Raw genomic sequence first — 26,043 nt, 5'->3', positions numbered from 1 at the left:
GTCGAATGGCACAGCTTTTATCAAGCGTTTCTTAGGGTTGTGGCGTTATTATCGCTACAACCGGCCTATGGGTACGTAGAAAAATGAACAATATGGATCCAAAAGAAAAATATTCCCGCACCGCTGTCGCCAATTATGACGACGGCGAAATGCTTGTTGTAAAACCGGGCAAGTTAAACGATCTCGCAGCCCGCATTGCAGCTGAATATCGCGCTGATACGGTCTCTCCCGCCATGCTTACCGGCTTTATGCGTCTGGGCGAATTGCTTGTTCTATTCGCAATCGGCATCACGATCATGTTCGTTTATGTCGGCATAAAATGGGAGCCGATGGCGGGCGGCATGTTTTGGCAATATGTCATTTCATCTGCCGTTGGCGCTCTTCTTGCTGTCGGCTTCTTTCAGGCTCTTGACCTCTATCAAACCAGTGCACTGCGTCGTTCCTTCCGCACTTTCCCGAAAGTCATTCTTGGCTGGACCGCCACCTTTTCAATCCTTTTGATTGGCGCATTCTTTTTAAAAATATCAGAAGATTTTTCCCGCGTTTGGCTTGGTTCCTGGTACCTAAGCGGCGTCATATTCCTGTTTATCGAGCGTTTGCTGCTCAATTTTTGCGTTCGTCGATGGGGACGCAATGGCGTGATGGAACGCCGCGCCGTTATTGTCGGCGGCGGCAAACCGGCCGAAAAACTGATCCGTTCGATTGAACAGCAGGCCGATAATGACATTCGTATTTGCGGCCTTTTTGATGATCGTGATGATTTGCGCTCGCCGCCGGTCGTTGCAGGTTACCCCAAGCTTGGAAATATTGAAGAACTCGTTGAGTTCTCCCGCCGCGCACGCATTTCAATGCTGATTGTCGCACTGCCGCTTGATGCCGAGAACCGCGTTCTTGCCATGCTCAAAAAGCTCTGGGTGCTGCCGGTGGATATCCGGCTATCCGCGCATTCGAACAATTTGCGTTTCCGCCCGCGCACATATTCTTATGTGGGCAATATACCCATGTTTGATATATTTGACCGTCCTATCCGCGATTGGGACTCTGTTGCAAAGCGCGCCTTTGATGTCTTCTTCTCTCTATTAGGCATTACGCTGCTGTCGCCTATCATGCTTGGCACCTATCTCGCTGTGAAACTGACATCGAAAGGCCCTGCCATATTTGTTCAGGAACGGCACGGTTTTAACAATGAAATCATCCGTGTGTTCAAATTCCGATCGATGTATGTCGATCAGCAGGACGTCACCGCAAGAAAAGCCGTAACGAAAGGCGATCCGCGCGTAACACCCGTCGGACGTTTTATCCGTAAAACGTCGATTGATGAATTACCCCAGTTCTTCAATGCGCTGCGCGGTGACCTGTCTCTCGTCGGCCCGCGCCCGCATGCTGTCCATGCACAGACCCGTGAAAAGCTTTATGGTGAAGTTGTTGACGGTTACTTTGCCCGCCACCGTGTTAAGCCCGGTGTTACCGGCTGGGCGCAGATCAATGGCTGGCGCGGTGAAATTGATCATGATGACAAGATCAAAATGCGTACCGAGTGCGACCTCTATTACATCGAAAACTGGTCTTTGATGTTCGATTTGCGAATATTGTTCATGACGCCCATCAGCCTATTTACGAAATCGGATAATGCCTATTGACCGATGCCAGTTTACACTACGGTGCCGCTAACGGACTAACTGCCGCCGAAAAAAACCGCGCGCTTGTCGCTATATTGAGCGGTTTTGCTTTATGGCTGGGCACTTTTTTAAGCGGGTTTGTTATCAATGAACCGGCGCCGTATGAGCTGTTTATGGCCGGTCTTATCGCGGTCTGGGCTCTGTTCGGGCTGAAAATTCCGGCATCCACATTGCCACTCGTAGCGCTGCTAATCCTGTTTAATGTCGGTGGCATTATCTCCATGATGACAATGGAAAACTGGTCAAGCGTTCTCATTTATGTCGCTGTTTCGTTTTTCCTCGGCCTGACATCTATTTTCTTTGCCAGCGTTATTGCTGCGCGGCCCGGCCTGCTGTCGCTCATCTTTTCGGGCTATACGGTTGCGGCGCTTATCACCGGTACAATCGGCATTCTGGCCTATTTTGGTGCCATCCCTGCGGCTGATCTGTTTTTACGTTTCGGGCGTGCCAAAGGCGCTTTTCAGGATCCCAATGTTTTCGCCCCGTTTTTATGCCTTCCGGCACTCTATTGTTTGCATCAGGTTTTAACGCGCCCGTTCGCCAAAACACTTCCGCAAATGATGATGCTGCTTGTTCTTTCGCTGGGCATCTTCCTGTCGTTTTCACGCGCAGGATGGGGTTTGTTTGTCCTAAGCGCGATATTGCTGACGGCCGCACTGCTTATATCCAATCCGTCGGGTCGTTTCCGTGTGCGCATCACATTGCTGGCTGCCGCCGCATTGGTGACAGTTAGCCTTGCCCTTCTTGTTGCGCTTCAGTTCGACGTTGTACGCGATGTATTTCTCAGCCGTGCTCAACTGGTGCAGGATTATGACGGCGCGCGTCTGGGACGTTTTGCGCGTCACTGGATCGGCTTTATGATGGCCACAGAACATCCGTTCGGCATTGGTATTCTTGAGTTCGGAAAAATGTTTGGCGAAGACACGCACAATATTTGGCTCAAAGCCTTGTTTGATTATTCATGGCTGGGCTTTTTTGCCTATGTTGTCCTTATGGTTTGGACATTGGGTGCTGGTTTAAAAATTCTGTTTCGCAACCGCCCGTGGCAACCATATTTGCTGTGTACCTACATCGTTTTTATTGGCCATATCGTCATTGGCAATGTGATTGACACAGACCATTGGCGGCATTTCTTTTTGCTATTGGGTATCATCTGGGGCTGCATCGCAGCCGAAGACAATTACCAACGCCAACAGCAACCTATACACGAACAATAAGATTTGGTCGGAGCGGCGGGATTCGAACCCACGACCCCTCGCCCCCCAGGCGAGTGCGCTACCGGACTGCGCTACGCTCCGACTTACCACCGCTATAAACGCGTCTTTGCTGCCATACAAGACCGCTTTTTAGGTCGCGCCATCCTTGTAATACTTTGACCTACCCGTCCAGTAATTGTCAGGCAAAAAAATACCGCTAACCCGGAGGATAGCGGTATTGAGTCAAGTGAGTAAGAGGCTGGATGTTAAATCCAGTAAGTTAAAAATACGGGTAAAATATTAACCGCCGGTTAAGCCTCTCTAAAAAATATCAACGTGCTTGGTCCAGCAGTCTCTTACATTCAAGAAGGTCAAAAAGAGATTCCTGCAGCAAGGTTCTGTTGTCCCTGCTCATGCCTTCACCGGCATCAGCATCCTCTTTCGCACCCTTGTTGCGACTGAACAGTCCACGACCTTTCGGCTTTGCTTCACCGACTAGAACATTGTCATCCGGAACTTCGGCTTTACGCTCAGCGTTTTCCCGCACCTGCTGCGCAGCTTTTTCGGCTTCTTCAGCCTGTGCCTGCGCAGCTTCCTGATTGCGCTTGGACATTTCCTCCAATGCGCTCAAATCGCCCGTACCGATTGCTATCGCGAACTGCACACCATTTTGGCGCAATATCTTTTGTACGCCTTTAATGGTGTAGCCTTCCTCATAAAGAAGATGCTGGATACCGCGCAGGAGATCGAGATCGGCGGGCCGGTAATAACGGCGCCCGCCGCCACGTTTTAATGGTTTTATCTGGCTAAAGCGCGTTTCCCAGAAACGCAAAACATGTTGAGGTAAATCCAATTCATCAGCGACTTCGCTGATTGTCCGAAACGCGTCTGGACTTTTATCCATGCTGCCACACCTGCCTACAATCAAACCTCGTTCACAATACGAACCGAATCAATGTTCCGATCGTAGCTTAACTAGCGGGCGTTACGACGGAAACCTTCAATGACATGATTTTTAAGGACATTAGAGGCTTTAAACGTCACAACACGCCGCGGCGTAATTGGCACCTCTTCACCGGTTTTGGGGTTCCGGCCAATTCGCTCGTTCTTTGAGCGCACCTGAAAAGTTGCAAAAGAAGAGAGCTTCACAGTCTCGCCACGAACAATGGCATCGCAAATCTCGTCTATGATCATTTCAACTAACAGTGCCGACTCGGTGCGGGAAAGTCCCACCTTCCGATATACAGCCTCCGACAGGTCAGAACGTGTCAACGTCTTGTCCGTCATTTGGCGCTTCCCCTCAAAATATCGTGATCTCGGCAAAAGCTATAGAACTTATTGTATTGAATCAAGGCCAATACAAAAGCAAAGCCCTAAATAAAGTTACCAACGTAACAATACTGCACCCCAGGTAAAACCGCCGCCCATTGCTTCAAGCAAAACCAGATCACCTTTTTTAATGCGGCCGTCAGCAACTGCAACGGAAAGTGCCAAAGGTACGGAAGCTGCGGATGTATTGCCGTGCTTATCGACGGTGATCACCACTTTATCAGCCGGAATACCAAGCTTCTTGGCAGAGGCATCAATAATGCGGCGGTTTGCCTGATGGGGAACAAACCAGTCAATCTGCTCACCGGTAATACCGGCTGTCTCGAATGAATCCTCGATCACATCGGTGATCATGCCGACAGCGTGTTTGAACACTTCTCTGCCAACCATGCGCAAATGGCCGACACTGCCGGTTGTCGACGGGCCACCATCAACATAGAGCTTTTCTTTGTGACTGCCATCCGAGCGCAAATGAGCCGCCAGAATACCGCGGTCAGACGTCAGGCCGACGCCTTCAACGGCCTCAAGAACAACAGCGCCTGCGCCATCGCCAAACAGAACGCAGGTTGTGCGGTCTTCCCAGTCCAGCAAACGTGAGAAGGTTTCAGCGCCGATCACCAGAATGCGCTTGGCCATGCCGCCGCGAATATAAAGATCGGCAGTCGTTGTGGCATAGACAAAGCCGGTGCAAACAGCCTGCACATCGAATGCTAATCCGTGTCTCATACCGAGACGGTTTTGGATATTCACCGCCGTAGCCGGAAAAGTGTTGTCGGGCGTGGAGGTCGCACAGATGATTACGTCGATATCATCCGGCGTCAGTCCGGCATTATCAAGGGCTGCGCGTGCGGCAGCCTCGCCAAGCGATGCGGATGTTTCTCCTTCACCGGCAATATAACGCTGCTTGATGCCCGTGCGCTGTTCTATCCATTCCGACGTGGTATCGATTTTACTTTCGAATTCCTCATTCGGCATAACGCGCTTTGGCAAAGCGCTACCAACACCTGTTACAGCTGATCGAATCATTGGGTTTACTTTTCGCTTTTGTTTTCAGACTGTTCCGACGCCGAATTTGCGGATCGACTGCGCCCCTGACGGGTGTGGAACTTTTTGATATCTATATCGATTTTGCTTTGAAGCTCGTTGCGGACCATGTCATGCCCCATATCCAGAGCCGCCGCAAATCCTTCGCTGTCCGTGCCGCCGTGGCTTTTGATGACAACACCGTTAAGACCGAGGAACACGCCGCCATTGACCTTGCGGGGGTCCATTTTCTCGCCCAGCCTTTTAAAAGCGCTGCGGGCAAACAGATAGCCAATTCGGGACATGAATGAATGTCCCATGGCGGCACGTAAATATTCGCCAATCTGACGCGCTGTGCCTTCTGCCGTTTTGAGCGCGATATTGCCGGAAAAACCTTCGGTTACGACAACATCCACAGTGCCCTTGCCCAGATCATCGCCTTCAACAAAGCCATGATACTCCAATGTCGGCAAATCCGCATCGCGCAGCAGACGTCCGGCCTCCTTGACCTCTTCCTGACCTTTGATTTCCTCAACACCGACATTCAGCAAACCGACTGTCGGTTTCGGGTTTTCAATCATCGCGCGGGCCATTGCCGCTCCCATGACGGAGAAGTCAACCAATTGCTGCGCATCGGCTCCAATCGTCGCGCCGACATCGAGCACAATGCTTTCACCGCGCAAAGTCGGCCATATTGCAGCGATAGCCGGACGCTCGATATCAGCCATTGTGCGCAGGCAAAAACGTGACATCGCCATCAGGGCGCCGGTATTACCGGCCGAAACGCAGACATCGGCCTCACCTGTTTTGACTGCCTCAATCGCCTTCCACATGGATGACTTCCAACGTCCCTGACGCAGCGCTTGTGATGGCTTGTCGTCCATACGTACGGACACATCACAGTGTACAAATTTACTGGCAGCTTTCAGCTTTGGAAATTTGTCGATTTCAGGCTGAACATCTTTTTCCTTGCCGTAAAAAATGAATTTCAGCTCGGGGTGACGCTCTAGCGAAATGGCCGCGCCGGGTATGAGTACCGAGGGGCCATGATCGCCGCCCATCGCATCCACTGATATTGTGACCAAAACTGAACCGTCCCGTTTCGTGATTATTTAATTCAGGTTATTTCCGAGTCTTTTGAACAGGGCGAAAATAACGGTTTTATGGCAGCGAACAAGCTTTTCCTTAAAGCTTCACAGCTTGTCTTTCAAAGCTGCAAGCGCTGCGAATGGATTTTCTTTTGCATCATCCCCGTCTGGATTGCTGTCTTCCGCAAACTTCTTGGCTTCTTCCTCAGCCCCGTCAATGCGCGGATAAGGATTGATCTCAAGCGCAAAAAACTCTGCCGTGATCTCTCCCACATCCAGAAACGGTGATTGAAATACCTCTGGCACATCGTCGCCTTCCGGATCAATCAACAATTCATTCGCCTCGCCTGAAACATCAGGCTTTGCCAATTTTGAAGTCTCCGGCACGAAGACAGCGTTGATTTCCTCGTTTATCACCTCTTCAACAGGTTTCAAGGTGATGACGCATTGCTGATGGAGCACCGCACTTAAAGGACCGGATACCCTCACCCCGTCCTTATGCCAGCGTTTAATGTTCAGTTTTGCAGAAAACGCTGAAATGGAAAGCACATCCATCGCTTCTGCCAGCGCAGCAAGCGCATCCGCATCCGGCTCAATTTTTACATTCAGCCCCTTGGCAGGCAGCTTCAGCACATTGATTTTTTGCGATATGGGACTTGCCGTCTCACCAGCAGATAGTTCTTCGCTCAAATTCTTATCATTCATAAACAGCAATACCTTGCGGTTCCGGGAAATCGATCTCGCCGCGCAACAATTTGTCGTCATCAATTTTTGCCAGACGGGCAGCGCTATCGATCATATATTGGGCCAAAGGCTCTGTTGCCAATTGCTCGTTTTCATCCGGTAATATGTTGCGGGCAAGCGCTTCTTTCAATGCTGCAAGGTCATTATCATCCAAAGCCTTCCAATATGGTCCCATGCGGCCGTAAAACATTTTGCCTAGTTTTTTCATACGTTTGGGCACTCCGGCATCACCCACGCCAAGCTCACGCACGGAATGGTCCAGTTCTAGGAAAAACTCATCCAGCACATCCTGGCTCAATTCTTCCAGCGCGGGTTTGGCGCTTCTGGTGCGAAAGAGAAACAATATCATATGAAGGCCGATAGCCTCATAGCGGCCAATGGGCGTATCAGGAACGCCCCATTCAGCATAAAGAACAGGCTGGCGCCCTGCCTCAATAATTTGTGCATAGAGCTTGGAAACGATTTTCTTATTCGGATTTTGTTTTTTTGGTCGAAACAGTGACATAATCATAATGCAAATCCTTGCTCTATTCGGCACTCGAATAGTTTTTGCTTGCTGCTAGCGCGTTGTGCTGGCGCTTGCAAGAAGACGCTATGTGCGGTACCGGAAAATAGAATATAAAGAGTATGCGTACTCTGCCTAAGGAGATAGACGTGGCAGCAAAGAATTCCAAGGCCTCTAAAAACGGTCATTTTATCGCAGCAGCAATTGCAGTGGCAATGCTAGGCGTATCAGGCTGCACAACATCCAATGTTCTGGGCTCCAAAGAGACCTTCAAGCAGGGCTATGTGGTTGATGAAGAAACCATGGCGCTGGTACCCGTTGGATCAAGCCGAGAGCAGGTATTGCTGGCGCTCGGCACACCGACAACTACCAATAATTTCGGCGGCGAGGTATTTTATTACATTTCGCAGACCCGTGTGCGTTCGGCACAGTTTCTAAAGCCGAAGCTGGTTGATCAGCGCGTCTTTGCAATCTATTTCGATGAAGAAGACACTGTTAGCCGGATCGCGGATTACGGCCTTAAAGACGGACGTGTGTTTGACTTTATTGCTGGTGCAACACCAACCGGCGGCAGAGACCAAACATTCTTGGGTCAAATCTTGACAGGCTCGCTTGGCGGACCTTCAGCGTCCAGCATTCTGAGTGGACGACGTTAAGCCGTCACTCAAATAGACAATTCAAAGCACTGCAAGCCTGATCCGGTTTGCAGTGTTTTTTTATGCGAGAGTTTTGCGGCGGACAAACAAATATTGGGCGAGCAATACAAGCAATGAGATTGCGCATACCGGCAATAATATCCAGTTGAGCATGTCCCAGCCGTAAGAATTAAGCGTTGCGCCGGAAGCCAATGATGCAAATGCAACGGTTGAAAACAGCGCAAAGTCATGCAGGCCCTGAATCTTGTTCTTTTCAGAGGGACGGTATGTATCGGTAAGCATTGCAGTCGCGCCGATAAATCCAAAGTTCCAGCCAACGCCCAGCAAAATCAGCGCGAACCAAAACTGCCAAAGCGCCAGACCGGACAAGGCAACGAGTGCGCAACCAATCAGCAAAATCAGCCCGGTTGCGACGATTTTCTCTTTGCCGAACCGTACAATCAGCTTTCCGGTAAAGAAGCTTGGCGCAAACATAGCCATGACATGCCATGAAATGCCAAGCGTGGCTTCATCGAGTGAATGTCCACATTCAATCATGGCGAGCGGCGCGCCCGTCATCACAAAACTCATCATGGCAAAAGTGGTAACACCGCACAAAAACGCAATTAAGAACCGCGGCTGCGATATAATTTGCAGTGTCGGGCGTTCCGCGCCCGATGGCGCATCGGCGTCTTCAACCGGTGCGGGCAATGTGCGCAGTGTCATCAATATACCTGCGCCAATAATGCCCAGAACGACGATTGATATAAATGCACCGGCAAAACTGACAGGCTGCATCATATCTTTGGTAAAAATAACGGCTTGAGGTCCGATGATCGCGGCAAAAACCCCGCCGCCGAGAACCCATGAAATTGCTTTTGGCTTGAACGCTGGCGGTGAAGCATCAGCGGCAGCAAACCGGTATTGCTGCACAAATGATCCGCCGACACCAATCACGATAAGCGCTGCGGCAAAGAACCAAAAATTATGCTGGATGAGCGCCATCGCAGCCAGAACACCGCCGATACTTGAAACCAACGCACCGGTTGAAAAACCATAACGACGCCCGATTGCGCGCATCAGCATCGCAGCGGGCAAAGCGCCAATCGCAACGCCAATATTATATCCGGTAACAGGCAGTGTCGCGAGGGTCTTGTCAGCGCCCAGAAGATAATGACCGGCAAGACCGCCAATGGATATGGCGATCGGCGCGCAGGCACCGACGAAGGCTTGGGAAATAGCAAAGGTCGCGGCGGTTCGTCTCGCCTCGCCCAAATCCAGCGTATCGCTCATTTTTTCTCACGATATTTGCGGGCAATACGGTCCAGAACAGCATTGACGAGCTTGGGCTCGTCGCCATCTTCATAAAATGCGGCTGCAATATCGATATATTCGGAATTGATCACGGCAACAGGCACATCCTTGCGCTCAAGCAATTCAAACGTGCCTGCCCGCAAAATCGCACGCAAGGTGCTGTCGATGCGCGATAGTGGCCAATCTTCCTGCAATGCTTCGCGAATGATCGGGTCCAGTTTTGTCTGATCGCGCACAACGCCTGAAAGAATACCGCGGAACCAGGCAGCATCGGCGGCCACATATTCCTCGCCATCAACAACCTGACCCAAGCGGAAGGTCTCATATTCGCTTGCGATCTCAAGCACACCGGCGCCGGAAATATCCATCTGAAAAAGCGCCTGTACCGCCGCAAGACGGGCTGCACCGCGTTTATTTGCTGATCTTGTTTTTGCTTCAGCCATTAGTCCTGGCCCAACATTTTGTTTTTCAAATGATACATCGTGACTGCGGCACGCGCTGCAAATCCACCCTTGTCCAGTTCGGTTTTGCGAACACGCGCCCAAGCCTGAATTGCATTTTCCACGGTCAAAATACCATTGCCGAGCGGCACACCTTCAGCAACAGACAAATCCATCAATGCGCGCGAGCTTTCATTGGATACAATATCGAAATGATAGGTCTCGCCGCGGATAACCATACCAAGCGCAACATAACCGTCATACTCGGTCACACCATCTATTGCATAGGCAATGGCAGCGGGAATTTCGAGCGCGCCGGGCACCGTGACCACATCATAGGTAACTCCGGCTTCATCGAGTGCGGATGTCGCGCCTTCCAGCAAGGCATCCGCCATATCGTCGTAAAAACGGGCTTCGACAATTAGAAAATGAGGGGCATCTGACATGTAACGTTCCGGCTGTTATGTAATGAAGTGGCTGACTACGCCTCTTTACCCGCCTCTGCAAGACGCGAAATGTAACGTTCTACATATCGGGCAATCTGATCGATCTCGATATTGATCCTATCACCGGTTTGCACCTGCCCCCAAGTCGTCACTTCCTGGCTGTGGCGAATGAGAAGAACATCGAAAATATTGCCGTCAACGCTGTTTACAGTCAGCGATGTACCATCAAGGCAGACTGACCCTTTAGGCGCGATATATTTTGATAATGCTTGCGGCGCTTCAAGAAAGAAACGTGTTGCATCACCTTCAGCTTCAATGCGTGTCACAACTGCAATGCCGTCAACATGGCCGGACACCATGTGGCCGCCATATTCATCGCCGACCTTCATCGCGCGCTCGGTGTTGATTCGTGTCCCCTGCTCCCAGTCAGCCGCATTTGTCAGACGCAAAGCCTCTTCCCAAGCCTCGACCTCAAACCACCGGCTGTTGCTCCCGGCTGGCGATTTTGCCGTCACAGTCAGACATACACCGGCGCAGGCAATCGATGCGCCAATGTCGATCGTTTCGGGGTCATAGGATGTTTGAATGCGAAAGAGCTTACCGCTCGCCAGTTCTTCAACGTTTTCAACTGTTGCGATATCCGTGATGATGCCTGTGAACATTACACTCTTCCGATCTCAAAATATCTGTCCGGCCCGAATAGTGCGCGTCGCTTGATTTCAAAACCATCGGGTAGCTCATTGCTTGATACGGGGCTGGAAATGCCGCTTTTACCGACCACCACGTCACTTTCAAACAGGCTAATATTTTCAACAAGCGCATCGTTTAAAAAACTTGCTGCAATTTGCGCACCGCCTTCAACCAAAGCGCGGGTGATGCCAATACCGGCTAAATCTTCCATCAGTTCAGGCAGCGCAATGCGGCCCTCATGAATATCACACGCTATGATTTTGACGCCATGATCGCTCAGTGCCTTCGCACTGTCGGATTGCGGATAAGCCGTTGCAACATAAAGCGGCGCCTGCTCAATGGTGCGCACCAATGCACAATCAACGCTCATCCTCGCACCGGTGTCCAACACAATGCGCGCCGGTGATCTGTCTTCCAGTCCAGGCAGCCGGCAGGTCAGCGTCGGGTTATCGATGATTGCCGTATCAACACCAACAATGATGGCTTCATGCTCGGCGCGCAGCAAATGACTTTGATGCCGCGCCTGCTCCTGCGTGATCATCAATTGCTGAACTTTGCGGTCACCAATCATCCCATCGGCAGAAACAGCAAGTTTTAGAGTCGCTTGCGCCCGTTTTGTCATGGATCGATTCAGGTAAGAACCAAGCACGCTGCGCGCTTCATCTTCCAGACAACCAACAGCAACCGCTATGTCCGCATCGCGTAAAATTTTATAGCCTCTACCCGATACGCGGTCATCGGGATCGGTCAAGGCGCTGACCAGACGGGTAATGCCCGCATTGACAAGCGATACGGCACAAGGCGGTGTGCGGCCATGGTGGGCGCATGGCTCCAATGTCACATAGGCCGTTGCGCCTCGTGCATGCTCTCCTGCTTCGGCCAGCGCTGCTGCCTCCGCATGGGGCCGTCCGCCAATATCGGTAATGCCGCTGCCAACGATGACAGGACCGTTGCCCAAATCCTTGACAAGAAGCGTTGAGACCGAAGGGTTCGTACCGGTACGGGCCAGATGCCGCCGTCCGAGCCGAATGGCTGCTGCCATGAACCGTTCGTCTGTTTTTGTGAATGTCTCAGCCGCCATATGATGCGCCTGAAATACTAATCTTGAACTTCTGGTTCAACTGTCGGCAAATGACCACCAAGCTCGCCCAGAAGTTCCTGAAAATCATTGGGATCGCGAAAATCCTTATAAACGGATGCATAACGCACATAGCCAACATCATCGAGGTTTTTCAAAACCTCCATCACCAATGCGCCAACATCATCCGAGGCAATTTCCTGCTCACCGCTGCTTTCGAGCTGGCGCACGATGCCGGACACAGCCCTTTCGATGCGGTCAGCCTCAATCGGACGTTTCCGCAATGCGATCTCAAATGATCTGGCAAGCTTATCTCGGTCAAAAACGACTTTCCGGCCGTTTTTCTTGACAACATAAAGCTCGCGCAACTGCACACGTTCAAATGTTGTGTGCCGCCCGCCGCAATCATTGCATACACGCCGCCGCCGTATAGCCGTGTTGTCCTCTGCGGGACGGCTATCTTTAACTTGTGTATCTTCTGAATGGCAAAACGGGCAGCGCATATTTTATCAGCTCATATAATCATAAATCGGGAAGCGGTCTGTCAATTTGATGACATCTTCCTTGACAGAAGCCTCGACGGCGGAAGTATCGCCGCCCTCACCGGCTGCTGCCACGCCATCAACGATACGGACAATCAGCTTGCCAACTTCACGGAATTCCGCAGGGCCGAAACCGCGTGTGGTCGCCGCAGGCGTACCAAGGCGGATGCCTGACGTGATTGTCGGTTTTTGCGGATCATTCGGCACACCGTTTTTATTACAGGTAATGAATGCACGTCCGAGTGCTTCTTCTGTTGCCTTGCCTGTTACGCCTTTCGGGCGCAAATCAACCAGCATCAAATGGGTGTCCGTACCGCCGGAAACAATGTCCATGCCGCCTTCAACAAGGGTTTGTGCCAGTATTTTCGCATTCTCGGCAACAGCGCTCATATAGGTTTTAAATTCCGGACGAAGCGCTTCACCAAATGCAACAGCCTTACCGGCGATCACATGCATCAAAGGACCGCCCTGAATACCGGGGAAGACAGCGGAATTGATTTTCTTGGCGATTGCCTCGTCATTGGTCAGCACAAGGCCGCCGCGCGGGCCGCGCAGGGTTTTATGTGTTGTCGATGTGGCAACATGGGCATGCGGGAACGGGCTCGGGTGAAGACCGGCAGCAACAAGTCCAGCGATATGGGCCATATCAACCCATAAAATTGCGTCAACAGAATCAGCGATTTCGCGGAAACGCTTGAAGTCGATCACGCGTGAATAGGCTGAACCACCGGCCACGATGATCTGCGGTTTGTGTTCTTTTGCCATTGCCTCGACCTGATCATAATCAATCAGACCAGTTGAGATATCCAGACCATATTGAACAGCGTTGAACCACTTGCCGGACTGGTTTGGCCGTGCGCCGTGCGTGAGGTGACCGCCGGCATCAAGGCTCATACCCAGCAATGTGTCGCCCGGTTTTGCCAACGCCATAAAGACAGCTTGGTTTGCCTGACTGCCGGAATTGGGCTGAACATTGGCAAACTCACAGCCGAACAATTCGCACACACGTTCGATTGCAAGGTTCTCGGCAATATCGACATATTGGCAACCGCCATAATAGCGGCGGCCTGAATAGCCTTCCGCGTATTTGTTGGTCATGATTGAGCCCTGTGCTTCGATCACTGCGCGCGAGGCAATGTTTTCAGAAGCAATCAACTCGATTTCATGGCGCTGACGTCCCAACTCCTTGCGGATAGCGCCAAAGACAGCCGGATCGCGGTCGCTCAAGGTTTCATTGAAGAAATCGTTGGAAAACTGTGTCAGAGTAGCACTATCAGTCGACATAAACGGTCACCTTTCATGATTTAGAAGATGAAGCTCTTCCCATGCGGTCGCTCTAACAGATGATTGCCACTATGTCATCGCTATAATCGACGTCAAAACGGCGCATCCAAAACATTGAATACGCCGTCAGGAATTTCTTGCAGATTTGGGTTTGAAACTTAAAGCGCCGTAGCGGCAGTTTCCAACTCGCCTACACCATCACGGTTATAAATATCGTCACGGAAATGAACCACACGGTCACCGGTCGACCATGCGCTGATATAGACGAAATAGACCGGCACAGGCGTTGTCATTTGAATTGGTGTGCTTTCGCCGGACTTGATAATCTGCTCGATCTGTCCGCGCGTATAGCCGGAGTCAGATGACAACAGCCAGGTAGACAGCTCACGAATATCCTGTATTCGCACGCAGCCGGACGATTCAAAACGCAAGAACTTGCCGAACAGGCTTTGCTGCGGCGTGTCGTGCATATAGACGGCATGCGGATTATGGAAGTTGATCTTGGTGGATGACATCGCGTTGATTTTGCCCGGATCCTGACGGAAACGCAGCGCAACGGCTTCATCAGTAGACCAGTTCACAGTTTCAGGTGCCACTTCCTGACCGCTGCCGTCAAACAGACGGATTTTGTTGCGTGTCAGATAAGTCGGGTCTTTTCGCATTAAAGGAATGATGTCTTTGCGGATAATCGACTTTGGTGCTGTCCAATACGGGTTCAGAATAACTTCATGAATCTTGGACGAGAGAACCGGTGTTTCGCGGTCAACACGGCCAACGATTGTTTTATGGCGGCGTTCTACGCGGCCATTGCGCACTGCTTCCAGTTCAGTGCCGGGAATATTGACCATGACAAAGCGATCGCCAAGGAATCCGGACATTGAACGCAAACGCACAAGGTTTGTTTCCAACTGACCAAGGCGGGTGCGTGCATCAATATTGAGCGCAGCCAGCGTGTAATTGCCCATAACGCCATCAGCAACCATGCCGTGGCGCGCCTGAAAGCGCTTCAGCCCTGCATCAAGGAATGAATCAAATGTGGTGCTTTCGCCGGAATTGCGGGCCATATCGCCGGAAATGATAAGGCGCTGGCGCAATTGCCGCACAGAATTATCACGAACACCTACCTTTAAACGCTGGGTAGCATTGACGAGCGGCCATCCACCATTCGAAACGATACCGCGATAATTGTCGATCGCAGCTTCCACATAAGAAACTGTCGGTGGACTCAAGATCGGCAGGCGGCTGTCTACAGCGGCCCTGTTACTGGAACCGGCGGAATCAAACTGATCATCCCAATTGCCCCGCTGTGGCGATTGTAAAATGTCACCAATTGACGACTGCGCCTTTGCCATAGATGGCAAAAATGCCGCCGTGCCTAACGCTGCTGCAGATTTTAAAACGTTGCGGCGATTGCTTTTAATAAATCCGGTCATTGGTTTCCCGCGTAGTGGATACAAATAAGATTGCGAAACTATAATATGTAGTGCTTCGTAACATCGTCAACTTAACAAAGCGCAAACCATAATAACAATCGCGCGACCACCAGAAGGTAATCCCGGATTTATGTACATCGCTCTCGCATTGACGTTTATGGTCACGTTAACTTGTTTCACCGGAATATGGCTAATCAATGTCATGACACAAGATGCAGGGGTTATTGACTATTATTGGGGGCCAGGTTTTGCGGTTATTGGCGGGATCAACCTTTACCTGCTTGGAACAGGCTCGTTTTACGAATGGGTTTTGTTTGGGGCCGTTATATTATGGGCGCTGAGATTGGCCGGTTATCTGGTAAACCGTCACCACGGCACTCTTGAAGAGGATGGACGCTATCAGATGATGCGCAAAAACGGTGGCCGCGGCTTCTGGTGGAAAAGCCTGTTTACTGTTTTTCTTTTGCAAACCGTTCTGCTCTGGCTAATTGCAGCCCCTCTTCATGTCGCATTCGGGACCGATTTTGCGACGATGCCTGTATTGTTCTGGTTAGGCATAGTGATATTTCTGGCCGGCTTTATATATGAATGGGTGTCGGATTTTCAGTTGATCACGGGCAAAGCAAACGCGGGTCACAGCGCAAAATCTCTTGCACTGGTCAAAAACGGCCTATGGAAGCTTTCGCGGCATCCGAACTATTTTGGCGAAATCGTTCTGTGGTGGGGCATATCGCTTGCAGCTTTTGCACTTTCCGGCTCATTCATCAGCTTCGCCGGCCCTGCTCTTTTGACGTTCGTTATGATTACAGTATCGATACCGCTTACAGAAAAACATCTGGAGCGCAGCCGACCTGCCTATTCAGCCTATAAAAAGACGACGCCAATGCTTTTGCCGTTTAATAAACAAGGCAAGAAATAACATTCCAAACAAAAAAAGCGCCGCATGAATATGCGACGCTCTATCTGACCTCTTACAAAAACTTAGAGGCGGTACATGACTGTGTCGTTCCAGAAACGGTCCAAACGCTGCATTGTGCGGTTCATCGCCTCAAATTCGGCATCCCCGATACCGCCGACGGTTTCAATTGATGCAACATGGCGATCATAAAGCGCTGAAACAGATTTTGCGACTGCAATGCCCGCATCTGTCAGGCTGATGCGCACTGAACGGCGGTCTGAACGTGAACGCTCGTGATTGATAAAGCCAAGTTCAACCAGTTTCTTGATGTTATAAGAAACGTTCGAACCCAGATAATATCCGCGCGAACGCAGTTCACCGGCCGTGAGTTCACCATCACCAATGTTAAACAAAAGAATTGCCTGAACAGCGTTGATATCATTGCGGCCCTGACGGTCAAATTCGTCTTTCACAACCTCCTGAAGGCGGTGATGCAGACGCTCGACCAACTGCAATGATTCAAGATAGAGTTTACTGGTGGATGATTGATTTGTTGACGAGTGGGATTCCCCCACTGTTTTAACTTCGTTTAACATTGTAGCCTCACTGTATATTTGCCGATGTTTTCTCGGCTTGTGAGTTCAACCTATCGAAGACGTATAAAATTCGAATTAAAAGCCAGCGTTAACAAGCTCTTACACTGTCCCAATCTATTTTTTGCTTAACAAGCTCTTACAGGTGTTCAATTCCGATACGCTGCATACGGCGTCTTTCAGTAAACAAACCAATAGATAAAACCAGCAGGAAAGCGATCGCGATGCTGTGGGTAATCAGTGTCATCGGCCGTGGCTCGAACAGATCTGTCCACACGCCATAGGCCATCAGCTCCAGCCCCATAGAGAACAGCCACAACACAACACCCCATGATTGTGTCATCCAGAGACCAAGCCCGGCTGCGGGCAAAATCACCGCCAAAACAGTCTTGAGCATGCGCCAATGGGTATCCAGATTATCGAACCGCAATTCGCCGTTCTGTGTAATCCCTGTAAGCTGCGCCCAGTTGAGCAGTGCGGCGGCAAGGCACAGCGCTGCCATGACGCGCAGAAACCATATATATAATGACGCAATAAATGTGCGCTGCGTACCATTGCTATGTATCGTGTCGAGCATCGCGTCAAACCAGAGATCAAGAGGCATCATTACCCCTCTTTATAATTTGCTATCCCAGCTCTTGGCTAAATGCAAAGTCCCGTGATACGTCCAGCACGAGTTATTCATAGGCAAAATGGAATAAATTGATGCGCAATATTGATGACATTGTTCAAGGGCGCCGGTTACGACGCATGCGCAAAGCCGAATGGTCACGCAATCTCGTGCGCGAAAACCAGATCACTGTGAATGATTTGATCTGGCCTATTTTCCTTGTTGAAGGTGAAAACCAGGCGCAGCCGATCGATGCGATGCCGGGCGTTTCGCGCCTGAGTGTGGATATGGCTGTCGAGGCGGCCAAAAAGGCGCATGACCTTGGCATTACGCTGATTGCGCCTTTTGCCAATATACCGCTCGAGAAAAAAGATATTACCGGCTCGCATATTCTTGATGAAGACAATGTCATCATGCGCGCAATCACAGCCATCAAGAGCGCCGTTCCGCAAATCGGCTTGATGACCGACAGCGCCCTTGACCCGTTTACCAACCATGGACATGACGGTGTTCTACGCGACGGCGTCATTATCAATGATGAAACTGTCGACATTATCGCCCGCGCCTCTGTTTTGCAGGCGCAGGCGGGTGCAGACATTATTGCGCCATCAGATATGATGGACGGAAGGATCGGCGCCATTCGTGATGCGCTTGATTCGGCCAATCAATCCGACGTTGCGATCATGTCCTATGCCACCAAATTTGCTTCTGCCTATTACGGCCCATACCGCGAAGCGATTGGCACATCCGGCCTATTAAAGGGCGACAAGAAGACCTACTATATAGATCCGGCCAACTCAGACGAAGCCATCCGCGAAACCGAACAGGATATTGCAGAGGGTGCCGACATGATCATGGTCAAGCCCGGCATGCCCTATCTGGATATATGCCGGCGTCTGAAAGACACATTTCAAATGCCGACATTTGCCTATCAGGTATCAGGCGAATATTCGATGATTGAAGCTGCCGCCGCAAATGGCTGGATCGACGGCGAGCGCGTTATGATGGAAAGCCTGCTGGCCTTCAAACGTGCCGGCTGCGATGGCGTATTGACATATTTCGCACCAAGAATAGCCGAGAATCTGGCAAGGAATTGAAATTCCTCCGCTTTGTCCCCATGTGCATCCTATACACAAATCGAGGATGAATATTTTATGAGCACCGATATTGAAAAGCAGAACTGGCTCCTTTTGGACGGTGTGCGCACACGGCGGATATTTGCCTTTGTTATCGATTATGCGATGATTTTGATCCTGATCGCTGTGGCTGTTCCTCTTATTGCCGTTCTTGGTGTTGCGACTTTGGGTGCCGCATGGCTGCTCTATCCTATTTTGGGCATGTTGGTCGCCGGTATCTACATCGCGTGGACCGTTGGCGGTGAGAAACAGGCAACATGGGGCATGCAGATGATGAGCATCAAGCTGTCGCGCTATGACGGCCAGCGGATCGATTCAATGACGGCCATTGTTCATGCGGTGCTTTTCTGGGCAACAACGGCTATTTTTATGCCGCTCTTGCTGGCGCCATTGCTGCTGGAAGACAAACGCACTTTGCACGACCTTGCGCTGGGAACACGGGTCATTCGCTCGGACAGATAGCAAAAAGTGACACCTTGACGTTTTTCGATTTGTGACCAATTTTACCCTGACAAGCTTTCCGGGTGATGATGACACAGCACGATACAAAGACACCGCAGTTTTTCTTAACATCGCCGTCCCGCTGCCCTTACCTTGAGGACCAGATGGAGCGGAAGGTTTTCACGCATCTTGTCGGTGAAAAAGCATCGGAAATGAACGAGCTTTTAACCCAGGGCGGTTTCCGGCGCAGTCAGAATATAGCCTATCGTCCGGCATGTGAATCCTGCCGCAGCTGTATCTCCATCCGCATCATGGCTGACGAATTCAAGCCGACAAAAAGTATGCGGCGCATTATCAACGCCAATCAGGATCTTATCGGTGTCGAGCACAATGCAGAGCCGACATCCGAGCAATTCTCGCTCTTTCGCGCCTATTTGGATTCACGGCATCGTGACGGTGGCATGTCGGACATGACAGCGCTGGACTATGCGATGATGGTGGAAGATACGCATGTGAACACCAAAGTCATCGAATACCGTCGGCGCGGTCCCGACAGTTTTATAACCGGCCAAGGTGAAGGTCCGCTCGTGGGCGTTTCCTTATGTGACCGGATGAGCGACGGTTATTCCATGGTCTATTCATTCTTTGATCCTGACTCGGAATTTAAGTCTCTGGGCACATGGATAATTCTGGATCATATCAGCCGCGCCAATGCCCAAGGTCTGCCATTTGTTTATCTTGGTTATTGGGTCGCCGACTCACCAAAAATGGAATACAAGTCGCGCTTTAAGCCGCAACAGCACTTGACCCCGAATGGATGGGAGCTTTACCGCGGTAAATAAACCAAGTGGATAAAGCGCATTATGACACCCTATCAAAAAGGTCTGCTGATTACCGGCTTCGGCGGTATGGTGTTGACCATCGACATTCCCCTTATCAGGCTCGGCGGCGGCGATGAGTGGTCGGCGCAGTTCACCCGCTCCGGGCTGGGTCTGGCAGTCGCGCTGCTGTGTTGGATTTTCTTAAGTCTTCGCAAAGGAAAAAGCGTTTCGCTTCTGCCGGGACGCGCAGGAATAATCGTAGCAGGCTGTTATGGTTTGAGCGCGATTGCTTTTGTCGCCGCCGTGTTCAATACGACCACCGCCAATCTCGTCTTTATTCTGACATCAACCACCATATTCTCGGCCTTGCTTGGTTGGGTGCTTTTGCGCGAAAGACCCAAACCGGCAACGCTGATTACCATGGCGATTATGGTTTTCGCGGTGTTTCTGATCGTTTCGGAAAGCATTCAAAGCGGCAATTATTTTGGTGATTTGTGCGCTGTTGCCGCCTCATTCGGCCTGTCTTTGGGCATCGTATTTGCGCGCATGAGCGGCAAGGATATGGGTTTTGCGCCGATGATCGGCGGTATATTACCGACTATTCTGGCTGCTGGTATCCTGCTGTCAAAAGGCGGTGTTTCGGCATTTCATCTTGACGCCCCGTGGTGGACAATCGCCAATGGCGTGATCATTATTCCCATTGCCTTCTGGTGCCTTGCCACAGGACCGAAATATCTTTCAGGTCCGGAAGTTGCGATGTTCTATCTTTTGGAAACTGTTCTGGCACCCATCTGGGTGTGGATGATCTTTTTGGAAGTGCCGACTCGAAACACGCTCATCGGCGGAACAATTTTGATCTGCGCGCTGATCGGTCACTCGCTCTGGCAATTACGCAGCGAGAGAAAAAAGCGTTTAGCCCAGCGTAACGAACTTGCCGCCGATGTAAGTTAGCGGCATTTTTTCACCTGATGCAAAGGCGCGCACGCGTCCGATAAGAATGTCATGGTCCCCTGCACTCACAATCTGGTTGATATCGCAGTCAAACCACGCGCTTGCTTCAGGTAAAATCAAGCGCCCGCTTTCAAGACGGCGCACTTCCACCTCTGCAAAACGATCAGCATGGGCACCTTTAGTGAAACGCATTGCGGCATCGGCCTGCTCTGCTGCCAGAATATTGACCGTATAACCTTTTGCATTTGCAAACGCATCATGGCTGGATGATGCTTTGCGTATCGACCAGAGCACCATTGCCGGATCAAGCGATACCGTGTTGAAGGAATTGCAGGTCATGCCGTAGTCCTGACCCTCAAAATGGGTCGTCACAACGGTTACGCCGGTCGCAAAACAGCCCATCGCTTTTTTAAGCTGATTGGCGTTGAGCGCATCGAGATTTATATTGGCATCGGCATTCATTAGAGAAATCTCCTTCACGGCACTTCATGGCCTTCGGCCAGTGTCCACAGTTCAAACCATGTTTCCCGGTCGATTTTTACGTTCATCGCATCAGATATTTTCGCGATACGGTCGATATTATTGGTGCCCATGACCGGCATTATTTGTGCTGGATGCGCAAGCAGCCATGCAACCGCCACCGCATCGGCAGCGACATTTTGCTCAGCGGCAATTTCTTTCAGGCGTGGCAGGACGCGCTTTGCCGCTTCATCGGACGCATCGAACAGTCGTCCGCCAGCCAGAGACGACCATGCCATAATTGGCATAGCAGCCTGCTGTGCTTTGGCAATCTGGCCATTAGTAAATGGCGCATGTTCCAGAATGTTGATTTCGATTTGGTTGGTCAAAATCGGGTGTTTCATTGCTGATTGCAGAAGATCGATATCCCACGGCATGAAGTTGGATACGCCGATACCGCGCACCCTGCCGGCATCCACCAGAGCGTCCAGCGCTGCGCCCGTTTCATGATGGTCCATCATCGGATCAGGGCGATGGATCAGAACCATGTCAATAACATCGACACCAATGCGCTTAAGAGAATTTTCGACAGAAGCATTAATGTGGGCAGCAGACGTATCGTAATATTTTACGCGGCGCTCCGGATAGGGTTTTCCGGTGAGCATGATGTCGCATTTGGTTATGATCTGCATTTTTTTCTTTAGATCATCACGCCCGTTCAGCGCATCACCAAAGAGCTTTTCACAGACATAACCGCCATAAATATCAGCATGGTCAAATGTTGTAATGCCTTGGTCCAGACAAGTCTCAACCTTACGGACAATATGAGCCGGTGAGGTATCGGCATCATCTGCCAGACGCCACACACCGTAGATAAGGCGGCTCATTTCAAGCGCATCGTTTTTAAAACTGATCATTTGCATGCTGGAAAGTCCATTACCCTTCAATTATTTACGTGTGCCATTGCCAAGCGGCGTTGATGGCGTTTCGTCCGGCACACGTCCATATAGATGAGGCATTGAACATGTTTTCAAGTGCGGCAACACCTTAGTGCCAAATATTTCGCATTCATCCAAATGAGGATAGCCCGAAAAGATGAATGATCGGATACCCATTTTCTGGTATGCCTCGATCTTGCTCATCACCTGATCAACCGATCCGACAAGTGCCGCGCCGCAGCCTGAACGCGCACGGCCCACCCCTGCCCAGAGATGCGGTTCGATAAAGCCGAATTCATCCGCGCGGTCGCGGTTGGCCGCCTGTAACGCAACACCGTAATTTTTGGCATCCAGCGCACGCTCGCGGATTTCCTTACCCTTTTCATCGTCAAGCTTGCTTACAAGCTCGTCCGCATATTCATATGCCTCCTGCTCTGTATCACGCACAATCATATGTACCCGCAAACCATAATCGATGGTGCGGCCATGCGCCGTGGCCCGCGCTGCAACGTTTTGTATACGCTCCGCGATAAGTTCTTCAGGCTCCGGCCACATCAGATATACATCGCAATGTTTCGCACAAAGCTCGACAGCGTCCGGTGAATAGCCACCGAAATACAATAAAGGTCCGCCGTTTTGCTGGTACGGACGAACCGGATCTGTCGTCAGCCCTTTGAGGTTATAGATCTCGCCCTCATAATTGATTTCGTCCTGCGTCCAGCACTGGCGCAGAATTTCAACAACTTCGGTCGAGCGCTGGTAACGGTATTCACTTGACGCCTGCTCACCGGGAAATGGCGAGGAAATAACATTCAGCGTCAAGCGTCCTTTCATCATATGGTCAAGGGTTGCAACGGCGCGCCCAAGCATGACCGGATGCACCTCACCGCAACGAATAGCCGCCAAAAGATTGATATTCTGAGTTATAGGCGCCAGTCCGGAAGCAAATGTCCACGTGTCCATGCCAACCTGATAAGAGGAAGGACAAAGACAATTTCTGAAACCAAGTTCGTCTGCGCGCTGGACAATTTTACTGGTATTTTCCCATGATGAGCGAAGATCACCATCCGGAACACCTAAATGACGGTAGTCATCTGAACATATCGGCGCGAACCAGGAAACTTCCGCCGCATCGACATCTGCTGATTTTACCGGAACAATCGTCATTTAACCTTCTCCTGCGCGTTCGTATAAATATTGTTCTACCACTTGATTGCATATGTATCAATAGTGAATGAATTTTGATGCTATAATTTATGGTGACATCGCAAAGTGCCCCTTTTAATATCGGCCCGAATTCGGGGGGAAAACTTTGTCGGATACGAAACAACGCGGCGGTGCCTTACCGCTTTACATGCAGATATCAGAGCTACTCTCACGTGAAATTGCGGCGGGCATCTGGCCTGACGGCACACGCCTTCCGACCGAAGCAAATCTTGCCTCCCACCTTGGTGTTGCGGTTGGCACATTGCGCAAATCGCTGGCTGATCTGGAAGACAAAAAGCTGCTGGAGCGTATTCAAGGTTCAGGAACCTATGTACGTAAACGCGCCAAGACAGGCTCGATCTACGAGTTTCTGCACTTGGAACTTAAATCTGGTGCCGGTCTGCCCACAGCGCAAATCCTTTCCCTTGATAAGCTCGCCAATCCGAACTTTCTACCGCGCTTTGGCGATGGTTCCTCCGAGCAGGCATGGCGCGTGCGCCGCTTGCGCTATCTGGGTAAAACGCCTGCCGCACTTGAAGAAATCTGGTTTGACGCACGCCATGCCGAAAGCATCGATATCGAATCGATGCCCGAAGCCATGCATCTGTTTTACAGGCAAGATTTAAATTTCTGGATTTCGCGCGTCGAGGATTCAGTCAGCGCAGCGCCCTGCCCCGACTTTGCGCCAAGCGACAGCCCGTTTAGCGAAGGCATGCCCCTTGGCTATGTCGAACGCATATCATGGGGAAATGCCGATACAGTCGAGGAGTTCAGCCGTAACTGGTTTGACCCGCAGACCGTTGCCTATGTGGCGAGATGGGCGTGATTGACGAACCATTTATCCAGTGTGCGGCGATACCAGTCCTTTAGCTTTGCATCATAGGTTTCAAAACCGCTGTCTTGCTGCTCTTTCGTTTGCGTGCCCGGGCGGCCGATATAGGCACCGAACTCAGTTTGCCACTGCGTCAAGATCGGGCGTGTCACTTCCGGATGGAACTGCAACGCCAATGTCTTTCCAACACTAAACGCTTGATTACTATGGGGATTATCGTCATGTGCGGTCGCAAGAAGTTCTGCTCCTGATGGCAACTCCCATGTCTGGCTGTTGCCATTCAACACCATCATATTATCGTTCAAACCAAGAGCCTTGCCCGCCGGTTTTGCATCTATCCCGTAAAAGCCCATCGCCATCGCGCCGTCATCGCGATAGGAGACTTTTGCGTTCATCGCCGCTGCGATCATTTGACTACCAAGGCAAACACCGACAAGCGGAATGTCTTTGCCCATTGCACCTTCGATGAAACGCAGCTCATCAAGCAGGAATGGATGATTGTCTTTGGTCGCCTCGGTGATCATTTGAGGACCGCCCATAATCATGACGCCGGCTTCCTCGCCGGATAATTCCGGCAAGGTCTCACCCTTCCAAGGCTCAATGACGCGCACATCATAGCCTTGAGATATTAAATGCTGACGTCCGGCATCCGGCTCGGCAATCTGCCAATGTTCAATTACGTAAAGCGGCCTTACTTCGCCACGCGCCCCTGCAACCATCGATGCCAACTCTCTTCTGTACCGTTGAATACGTTGAGATCGATCTTTGTCGACACGCCTTTTGAAAGTCCAGTGCCTGAATACTGCCAAAAGGCGAAATCCTGATTTGGATAACGCATTTTCGGGTGCTCAGCGACCGAGCGGAGCCAGAATGAGTGGTCCTTGAACTGACCTTTCAAATTATCGTCATAAAAATCCGGTGCCGTATAGATGATCGGCTTTTGCCCATAATGGCGCTCGATCATACGTGACCAGACTTCCATTTTCGCCAGAACACGTTTTTTCGAGATTTTGCCCGGGCAGGTTTTGCGGTTGCCGTGCCATTCCACATCAAGCACCGGCGGCAAAGCGCCCTTTTCTTTTGGCACGTGGCGAATAAACCAGTTCGCCTGCTCCTCGGCATTACGGCACCAATACATGAAGTGATATGCGCCGCGCGGAATACCGGCTTTTTTGGCTTCATCCCAATTGTGCTTGAACAGGCGGTCCACATGCTTGCCGCCTTCTGTTGCCTTGATGAAAGCGAAGTTCGCGCCCTGTGTGCGCAGTGTTTTCCAGTCAATCTTTGATTGCCAATGCGACACATCTACGCCGTGTACTTCAAACTTTGACGGATGCCGCGCCGGATGAAACTTGATCGGGTGTGCGTCACGGAAACTTTCAGAATAAATCTTTGAGCGCTTGTGCGTTGCCTGCGGCGCAATCTGCCTTGCCGGATTTTCAGGGCGCAATGCGGCCATTTCAACCGGCTTTTGTGTTTGGGCCTGCTGCTGTTCGGCCATGGGTGCCGGATACGGGTTTTGCTCTTCCAAGGAAAGCGGTTCCAACATGTCTTCCTGATCATTTTGAGACACATTGATCGAGCTGACCACCTCTGCGGACGGTCTCAATTCAAGCACATCGCTCGTTGAACCGGACGTACAAGCCGTCAAGGCGGTTGCGGCCAAAGCCAAACTGGCAAAAATTGCCAAACGCATGTCATACCCACTCACATTAAGATTTTATTTTGCGCA

Annotated in this window: 30 protein-coding genes and 1 tRNA gene; 9 read left to right on the top strand and 22 right to left on the bottom strand. The window is 50.9% G+C overall.

Annotation, left to right across the window (positions count from 1 at the left end; genetic code table 11):
* Nucleotides 1-83: 83 nt before the first annotated feature.
* Both SU32_RS06745 and SU32_RS06740 read left to right on the top strand, forming a co-directional pair.
* Nucleotides 84-1,640 carry an undecaprenyl-phosphate glucose phosphotransferase gene (locus tag SU32_RS06745; RefSeq protein ID WP_053998593.1) on the top strand — a complete coding sequence of 519 codons (1,557 nt, stop codon included), beginning with the start codon at nucleotides 84-86 and terminating at the stop codon, nucleotides 1,638-1,640.
* Nucleotides 1,637-2,896, top strand: a complete 1,260-nt coding sequence (locus SU32_RS06740) for an O-antigen ligase family protein (RefSeq protein WP_053998592.1) — start codon at nucleotides 1,637-1,639, stop codon at nucleotides 2,894-2,896. Before SU32_RS06745 ends, SU32_RS06740 begins: the two co-directional genes overlap by 4 nt.
* 4 nt (nucleotides 2,897-2,900) lie before the next feature.
* Here the strand turns inward: SU32_RS06740 and SU32_RS06735 are convergent.
* From SU32_RS06735 to SU32_RS06705, 7 genes are all read right to left on the bottom strand, one after another.
* Nucleotides 2,901-2,977: transfer RNA gene (locus SU32_RS06735), tRNA-Pro, on the bottom strand.
* Nucleotides 2,978-3,206: 229 nt separating this feature from the next.
* Nucleotides 3,207-3,779, bottom strand: a complete 573-nt coding sequence (locus tag SU32_RS06730) for a MerR family transcriptional regulator (protein WP_053998591.1) — start codon at nucleotides 3,777-3,779, stop codon at nucleotides 3,207-3,209.
* 71 nt (nucleotides 3,780-3,850) lie between these two features.
* Nucleotides 3,851-4,162 carry an integration host factor subunit alpha gene (locus tag SU32_RS06725; RefSeq protein ID WP_053998590.1) on the bottom strand — a complete coding sequence of 104 codons (312 nt, stop codon included), beginning with the start codon at nucleotides 4,160-4,162 and terminating at the stop codon, nucleotides 3,851-3,853.
* A 96-nt stretch (nucleotides 4,163-4,258) separates the two neighbouring features.
* Nucleotides 4,259-5,230: a beta-ketoacyl-ACP synthase III gene (locus tag SU32_RS06720; protein ID WP_053998589.1), complete on the bottom strand. Its 972-nt coding sequence runs from the start codon at nucleotides 5,228-5,230 to the stop codon at nucleotides 4,259-4,261.
* Between the two features lie 5 nt (nucleotides 5,231-5,235).
* Nucleotides 5,236-6,312 carry a phosphate acyltransferase PlsX gene (gene plsX / locus SU32_RS06715; RefSeq protein WP_053998588.1) on the bottom strand — a complete coding sequence of 359 codons (1,077 nt, stop codon included), beginning with the start codon at nucleotides 6,310-6,312 and terminating at the stop codon, nucleotides 5,236-5,238.
* Between the two features lie 108 nt (nucleotides 6,313-6,420).
* The gene (locus tag SU32_RS06710; RefSeq protein WP_053998587.1) at nucleotides 6,421-7,020 is read right to left on the bottom strand and encodes a YceD family protein; all 600 of its coding nucleotides are present in this window, start codon (nucleotides 7,018-7,020) and stop codon (nucleotides 6,421-6,423) included.
* On the bottom strand, nucleotides 7,013-7,570 hold the full coding sequence (locus tag SU32_RS06705) for a ubiquinol-cytochrome C chaperone family protein (protein WP_245625500.1): 558 nt from the start codon (nucleotides 7,568-7,570) through the stop codon (nucleotides 7,013-7,015). Before SU32_RS06705 ends, SU32_RS06710 begins: the two co-directional genes overlap by 8 nt.
* 143 nt (nucleotides 7,571-7,713) lie before the next feature.
* On the opposite strand from SU32_RS06705, the gene SU32_RS06700 reads away from it, so the two are divergent.
* Nucleotides 7,714-8,220 (top strand): outer membrane protein assembly factor BamE, encoded by a 507-nt coding sequence (locus tag SU32_RS06700; protein WP_053998586.1) that lies wholly within the window; start codon nucleotides 7,714-7,716, stop codon nucleotides 8,218-8,220.
* Between the two features lie 60 nt (nucleotides 8,221-8,280).
* On the opposite strand, the gene SU32_RS06695 is transcribed toward SU32_RS06700, so the two are convergent.
* The 8 genes from SU32_RS06695 to SU32_RS06660 all read right to left on the bottom strand — a co-directional run bounded on the left by SU32_RS06695 (nucleotide 8,281) and on the right by SU32_RS06660 (nucleotide 15,426).
* Nucleotides 8,281-9,492 carry an MFS transporter gene (locus SU32_RS06695; protein WP_053998585.1) on the bottom strand — a complete coding sequence of 404 codons (1,212 nt, stop codon included), beginning with the start codon at nucleotides 9,490-9,492 and terminating at the stop codon, nucleotides 8,281-8,283.
* Nucleotides 9,489-9,956, bottom strand: a complete 468-nt coding sequence (gene nusB, locus SU32_RS06690; RefSeq protein WP_053998584.1) for a transcription antitermination factor NusB — start codon at nucleotides 9,954-9,956, stop codon at nucleotides 9,489-9,491. The genes SU32_RS06695 and nusB overlap by 4 nt, the downstream gene beginning before the upstream one ends.
* Nucleotides 9,956-10,399: a 6,7-dimethyl-8-ribityllumazine synthase gene (gene ribH, locus SU32_RS06685; RefSeq protein WP_053998583.1), complete on the bottom strand. Its 444-nt coding sequence runs from the start codon at nucleotides 10,397-10,399 to the stop codon at nucleotides 9,956-9,958. Before ribH ends, nusB begins: the two co-directional genes overlap by 1 nt.
* Before the next feature lie 35 nt (nucleotides 10,400-10,434).
* Complete coding sequence (locus tag SU32_RS06680) at nucleotides 10,435-11,061, bottom strand: riboflavin synthase (RefSeq protein WP_053998582.1); 627 nt, start codon at nucleotides 11,059-11,061, stop codon at nucleotides 10,435-10,437.
* Nucleotides 11,061-12,170: a bifunctional diaminohydroxyphosphoribosylaminopyrimidine deaminase/5-amino-6-(5-phosphoribosylamino)uracil reductase RibD gene (ribD, locus tag SU32_RS06675; protein WP_053998581.1), complete on the bottom strand. Its 1,110-nt coding sequence runs from the start codon at nucleotides 12,168-12,170 to the stop codon at nucleotides 11,061-11,063. The genes SU32_RS06680 and ribD overlap by 1 nt, the downstream gene beginning before the upstream one ends.
* A gap of 17 nt (nucleotides 12,171-12,187) precedes the next feature.
* The gene (gene nrdR, locus SU32_RS06670; RefSeq protein ID WP_053998580.1) at nucleotides 12,188-12,670 is read right to left on the bottom strand and encodes a transcriptional regulator NrdR; all 483 of its coding nucleotides are present in this window, start codon (nucleotides 12,668-12,670) and stop codon (nucleotides 12,188-12,190) included.
* 6 nt (nucleotides 12,671-12,676) lie between these two features.
* The gene (glyA, locus tag SU32_RS06665) at nucleotides 12,677-13,993 is read right to left on the bottom strand and encodes a serine hydroxymethyltransferase (RefSeq protein ID WP_053998579.1); all 1,317 of its coding nucleotides are present in this window, start codon (nucleotides 13,991-13,993) and stop codon (nucleotides 12,677-12,679) included.
* 158 nt (nucleotides 13,994-14,151) lie between these two features.
* The gene (locus tag SU32_RS06660; RefSeq protein WP_053998578.1) at nucleotides 14,152-15,426 is read right to left on the bottom strand and encodes a L,D-transpeptidase family protein; all 1,275 of its coding nucleotides are present in this window, start codon (nucleotides 15,424-15,426) and stop codon (nucleotides 14,152-14,154) included.
* A gap of 130 nt (nucleotides 15,427-15,556) precedes the next feature.
* Between SU32_RS06660 and SU32_RS06655 the strand changes: the two genes are divergently transcribed.
* A complete protein-coding gene (locus SU32_RS06655; RefSeq protein ID WP_082376513.1) occupies nucleotides 15,557-16,345 on the top strand; it encodes a DUF1295 domain-containing protein in 789 nt (262 codons plus the stop codon).
* Nucleotides 16,346-16,407: 62 nt separating this feature from the next.
* Here SU32_RS06655 and ldtR read toward each other — a convergent pair whose 3' ends face one another.
* Nucleotides 16,408-16,920, bottom strand: coding sequence for a transcriptional regulator LdtR (gene ldtR, locus SU32_RS06650; protein ID WP_053998576.1), 513 nt, complete (start codon nucleotides 16,918-16,920; stop codon nucleotides 16,408-16,410).
* Between the two features lie 136 nt (nucleotides 16,921-17,056).
* A complete protein-coding gene (locus SU32_RS06645) occupies nucleotides 17,057-17,524 on the bottom strand; it encodes a DUF6163 family protein (RefSeq protein WP_053998575.1) in 468 nt (155 codons plus the stop codon).
* 98 nt (nucleotides 17,525-17,622) lie between these two features.
* On the opposite strand from SU32_RS06645, the gene hemB reads away from it, so the two are divergent.
* The 4 genes from hemB (at nucleotide 17,623) to SU32_RS06625 (ending at nucleotide 20,876) form a co-directional block, all read left to right on the top strand.
* Nucleotides 17,623-18,624: a porphobilinogen synthase gene (gene hemB / locus SU32_RS06640; RefSeq protein ID WP_053998574.1), complete on the top strand. Its 1,002-nt coding sequence runs from the start codon at nucleotides 17,623-17,625 to the stop codon at nucleotides 18,622-18,624.
* A 57-nt stretch (nucleotides 18,625-18,681) separates the two neighbouring features.
* On the top strand, nucleotides 18,682-19,125 hold the full coding sequence (locus SU32_RS06635; RefSeq protein WP_053998573.1) for an RDD family protein: 444 nt from the start codon (nucleotides 18,682-18,684) through the stop codon (nucleotides 19,123-19,125).
* Between the two features lie 68 nt (nucleotides 19,126-19,193).
* Nucleotides 19,194-19,946 carry an arginyltransferase gene (locus SU32_RS06630; RefSeq protein ID WP_053998619.1) on the top strand — a complete coding sequence of 251 codons (753 nt, stop codon included), beginning with the start codon at nucleotides 19,194-19,196 and terminating at the stop codon, nucleotides 19,944-19,946.
* A gap of 21 nt (nucleotides 19,947-19,967) precedes the next feature.
* Nucleotides 19,968-20,876 (top strand): DMT family transporter, encoded by a 909-nt coding sequence (locus SU32_RS06625; RefSeq protein WP_053998572.1) that lies wholly within the window; start codon nucleotides 19,968-19,970, stop codon nucleotides 20,874-20,876.
* On the opposite strand, the gene SU32_RS06620 is transcribed toward SU32_RS06625, so the two are convergent.
* From SU32_RS06620 to SU32_RS06610, 3 genes are read right to left on the bottom strand one after another with little or no spacing between them, the layout of a single operon-like run.
* Nucleotides 20,838-21,338 (bottom strand): flavin reductase family protein, encoded by a 501-nt coding sequence (locus tag SU32_RS06620; RefSeq protein ID WP_053998571.1) that lies wholly within the window; start codon nucleotides 21,336-21,338, stop codon nucleotides 20,838-20,840. The two genes, SU32_RS06625 and SU32_RS06620, sit on opposite strands and share 39 nt — an antisense overlap.
* Nucleotides 21,339-21,352: 14 nt before the next feature.
* Complete coding sequence (locus tag SU32_RS06615) at nucleotides 21,353-22,258, bottom strand: aldo/keto reductase (protein WP_053998570.1); 906 nt, start codon at nucleotides 22,256-22,258, stop codon at nucleotides 21,353-21,355.
* 24 nt (nucleotides 22,259-22,282) lie between these two features.
* Entirely contained in the window at nucleotides 22,283-23,440 is a 1,158-nt protein-coding gene (locus SU32_RS06610) for an LLM class flavin-dependent oxidoreductase (protein WP_053998569.1), read from the bottom strand.
* A gap of 145 nt (nucleotides 23,441-23,585) precedes the next feature.
* On the opposite strand from SU32_RS06610, the gene SU32_RS06605 reads away from it, so the two are divergent.
* Nucleotides 23,586-24,305, top strand: a complete 720-nt coding sequence (locus SU32_RS06605; RefSeq protein ID WP_245625499.1) for a GntR family transcriptional regulator — start codon at nucleotides 23,586-23,588, stop codon at nucleotides 24,303-24,305.
* On the opposite strand, the gene SU32_RS06600 is transcribed toward SU32_RS06605, so the two are convergent.
* Both SU32_RS06600 and SU32_RS06595 read right to left on the bottom strand, forming a co-directional pair.
* The gene (locus SU32_RS06600; protein ID WP_053998568.1) at nucleotides 24,284-25,030 is read right to left on the bottom strand and encodes a glutamine amidotransferase-related protein; all 747 of its coding nucleotides are present in this window, start codon (nucleotides 25,028-25,030) and stop codon (nucleotides 24,284-24,286) included. The genes SU32_RS06605 and SU32_RS06600 overlap by 22 nt on opposite strands.
* Complete coding sequence (locus tag SU32_RS06595; protein ID WP_053998567.1) at nucleotides 25,003-26,007, bottom strand: glycoside hydrolase family 25 protein; 1,005 nt, start codon at nucleotides 26,005-26,007, stop codon at nucleotides 25,003-25,005. Before SU32_RS06595 ends, SU32_RS06600 begins: the two co-directional genes overlap by 28 nt.
* Nucleotides 26,008-26,043 lie beyond the last annotated feature (36 nt).

The sequence above is a fragment of the Ahrensia marina genome (assembly GCF_001293565.1).
GTDB lineage: Bacteria > Pseudomonadota > Alphaproteobacteria > Rhizobiales > Rhizobiaceae > Ahrensia > Ahrensia marina.
The sequence above is the reverse complement of the archived record's forward strand: the minus strand, read 5'-3'. Positions and strand labels throughout refer to the sequence as shown.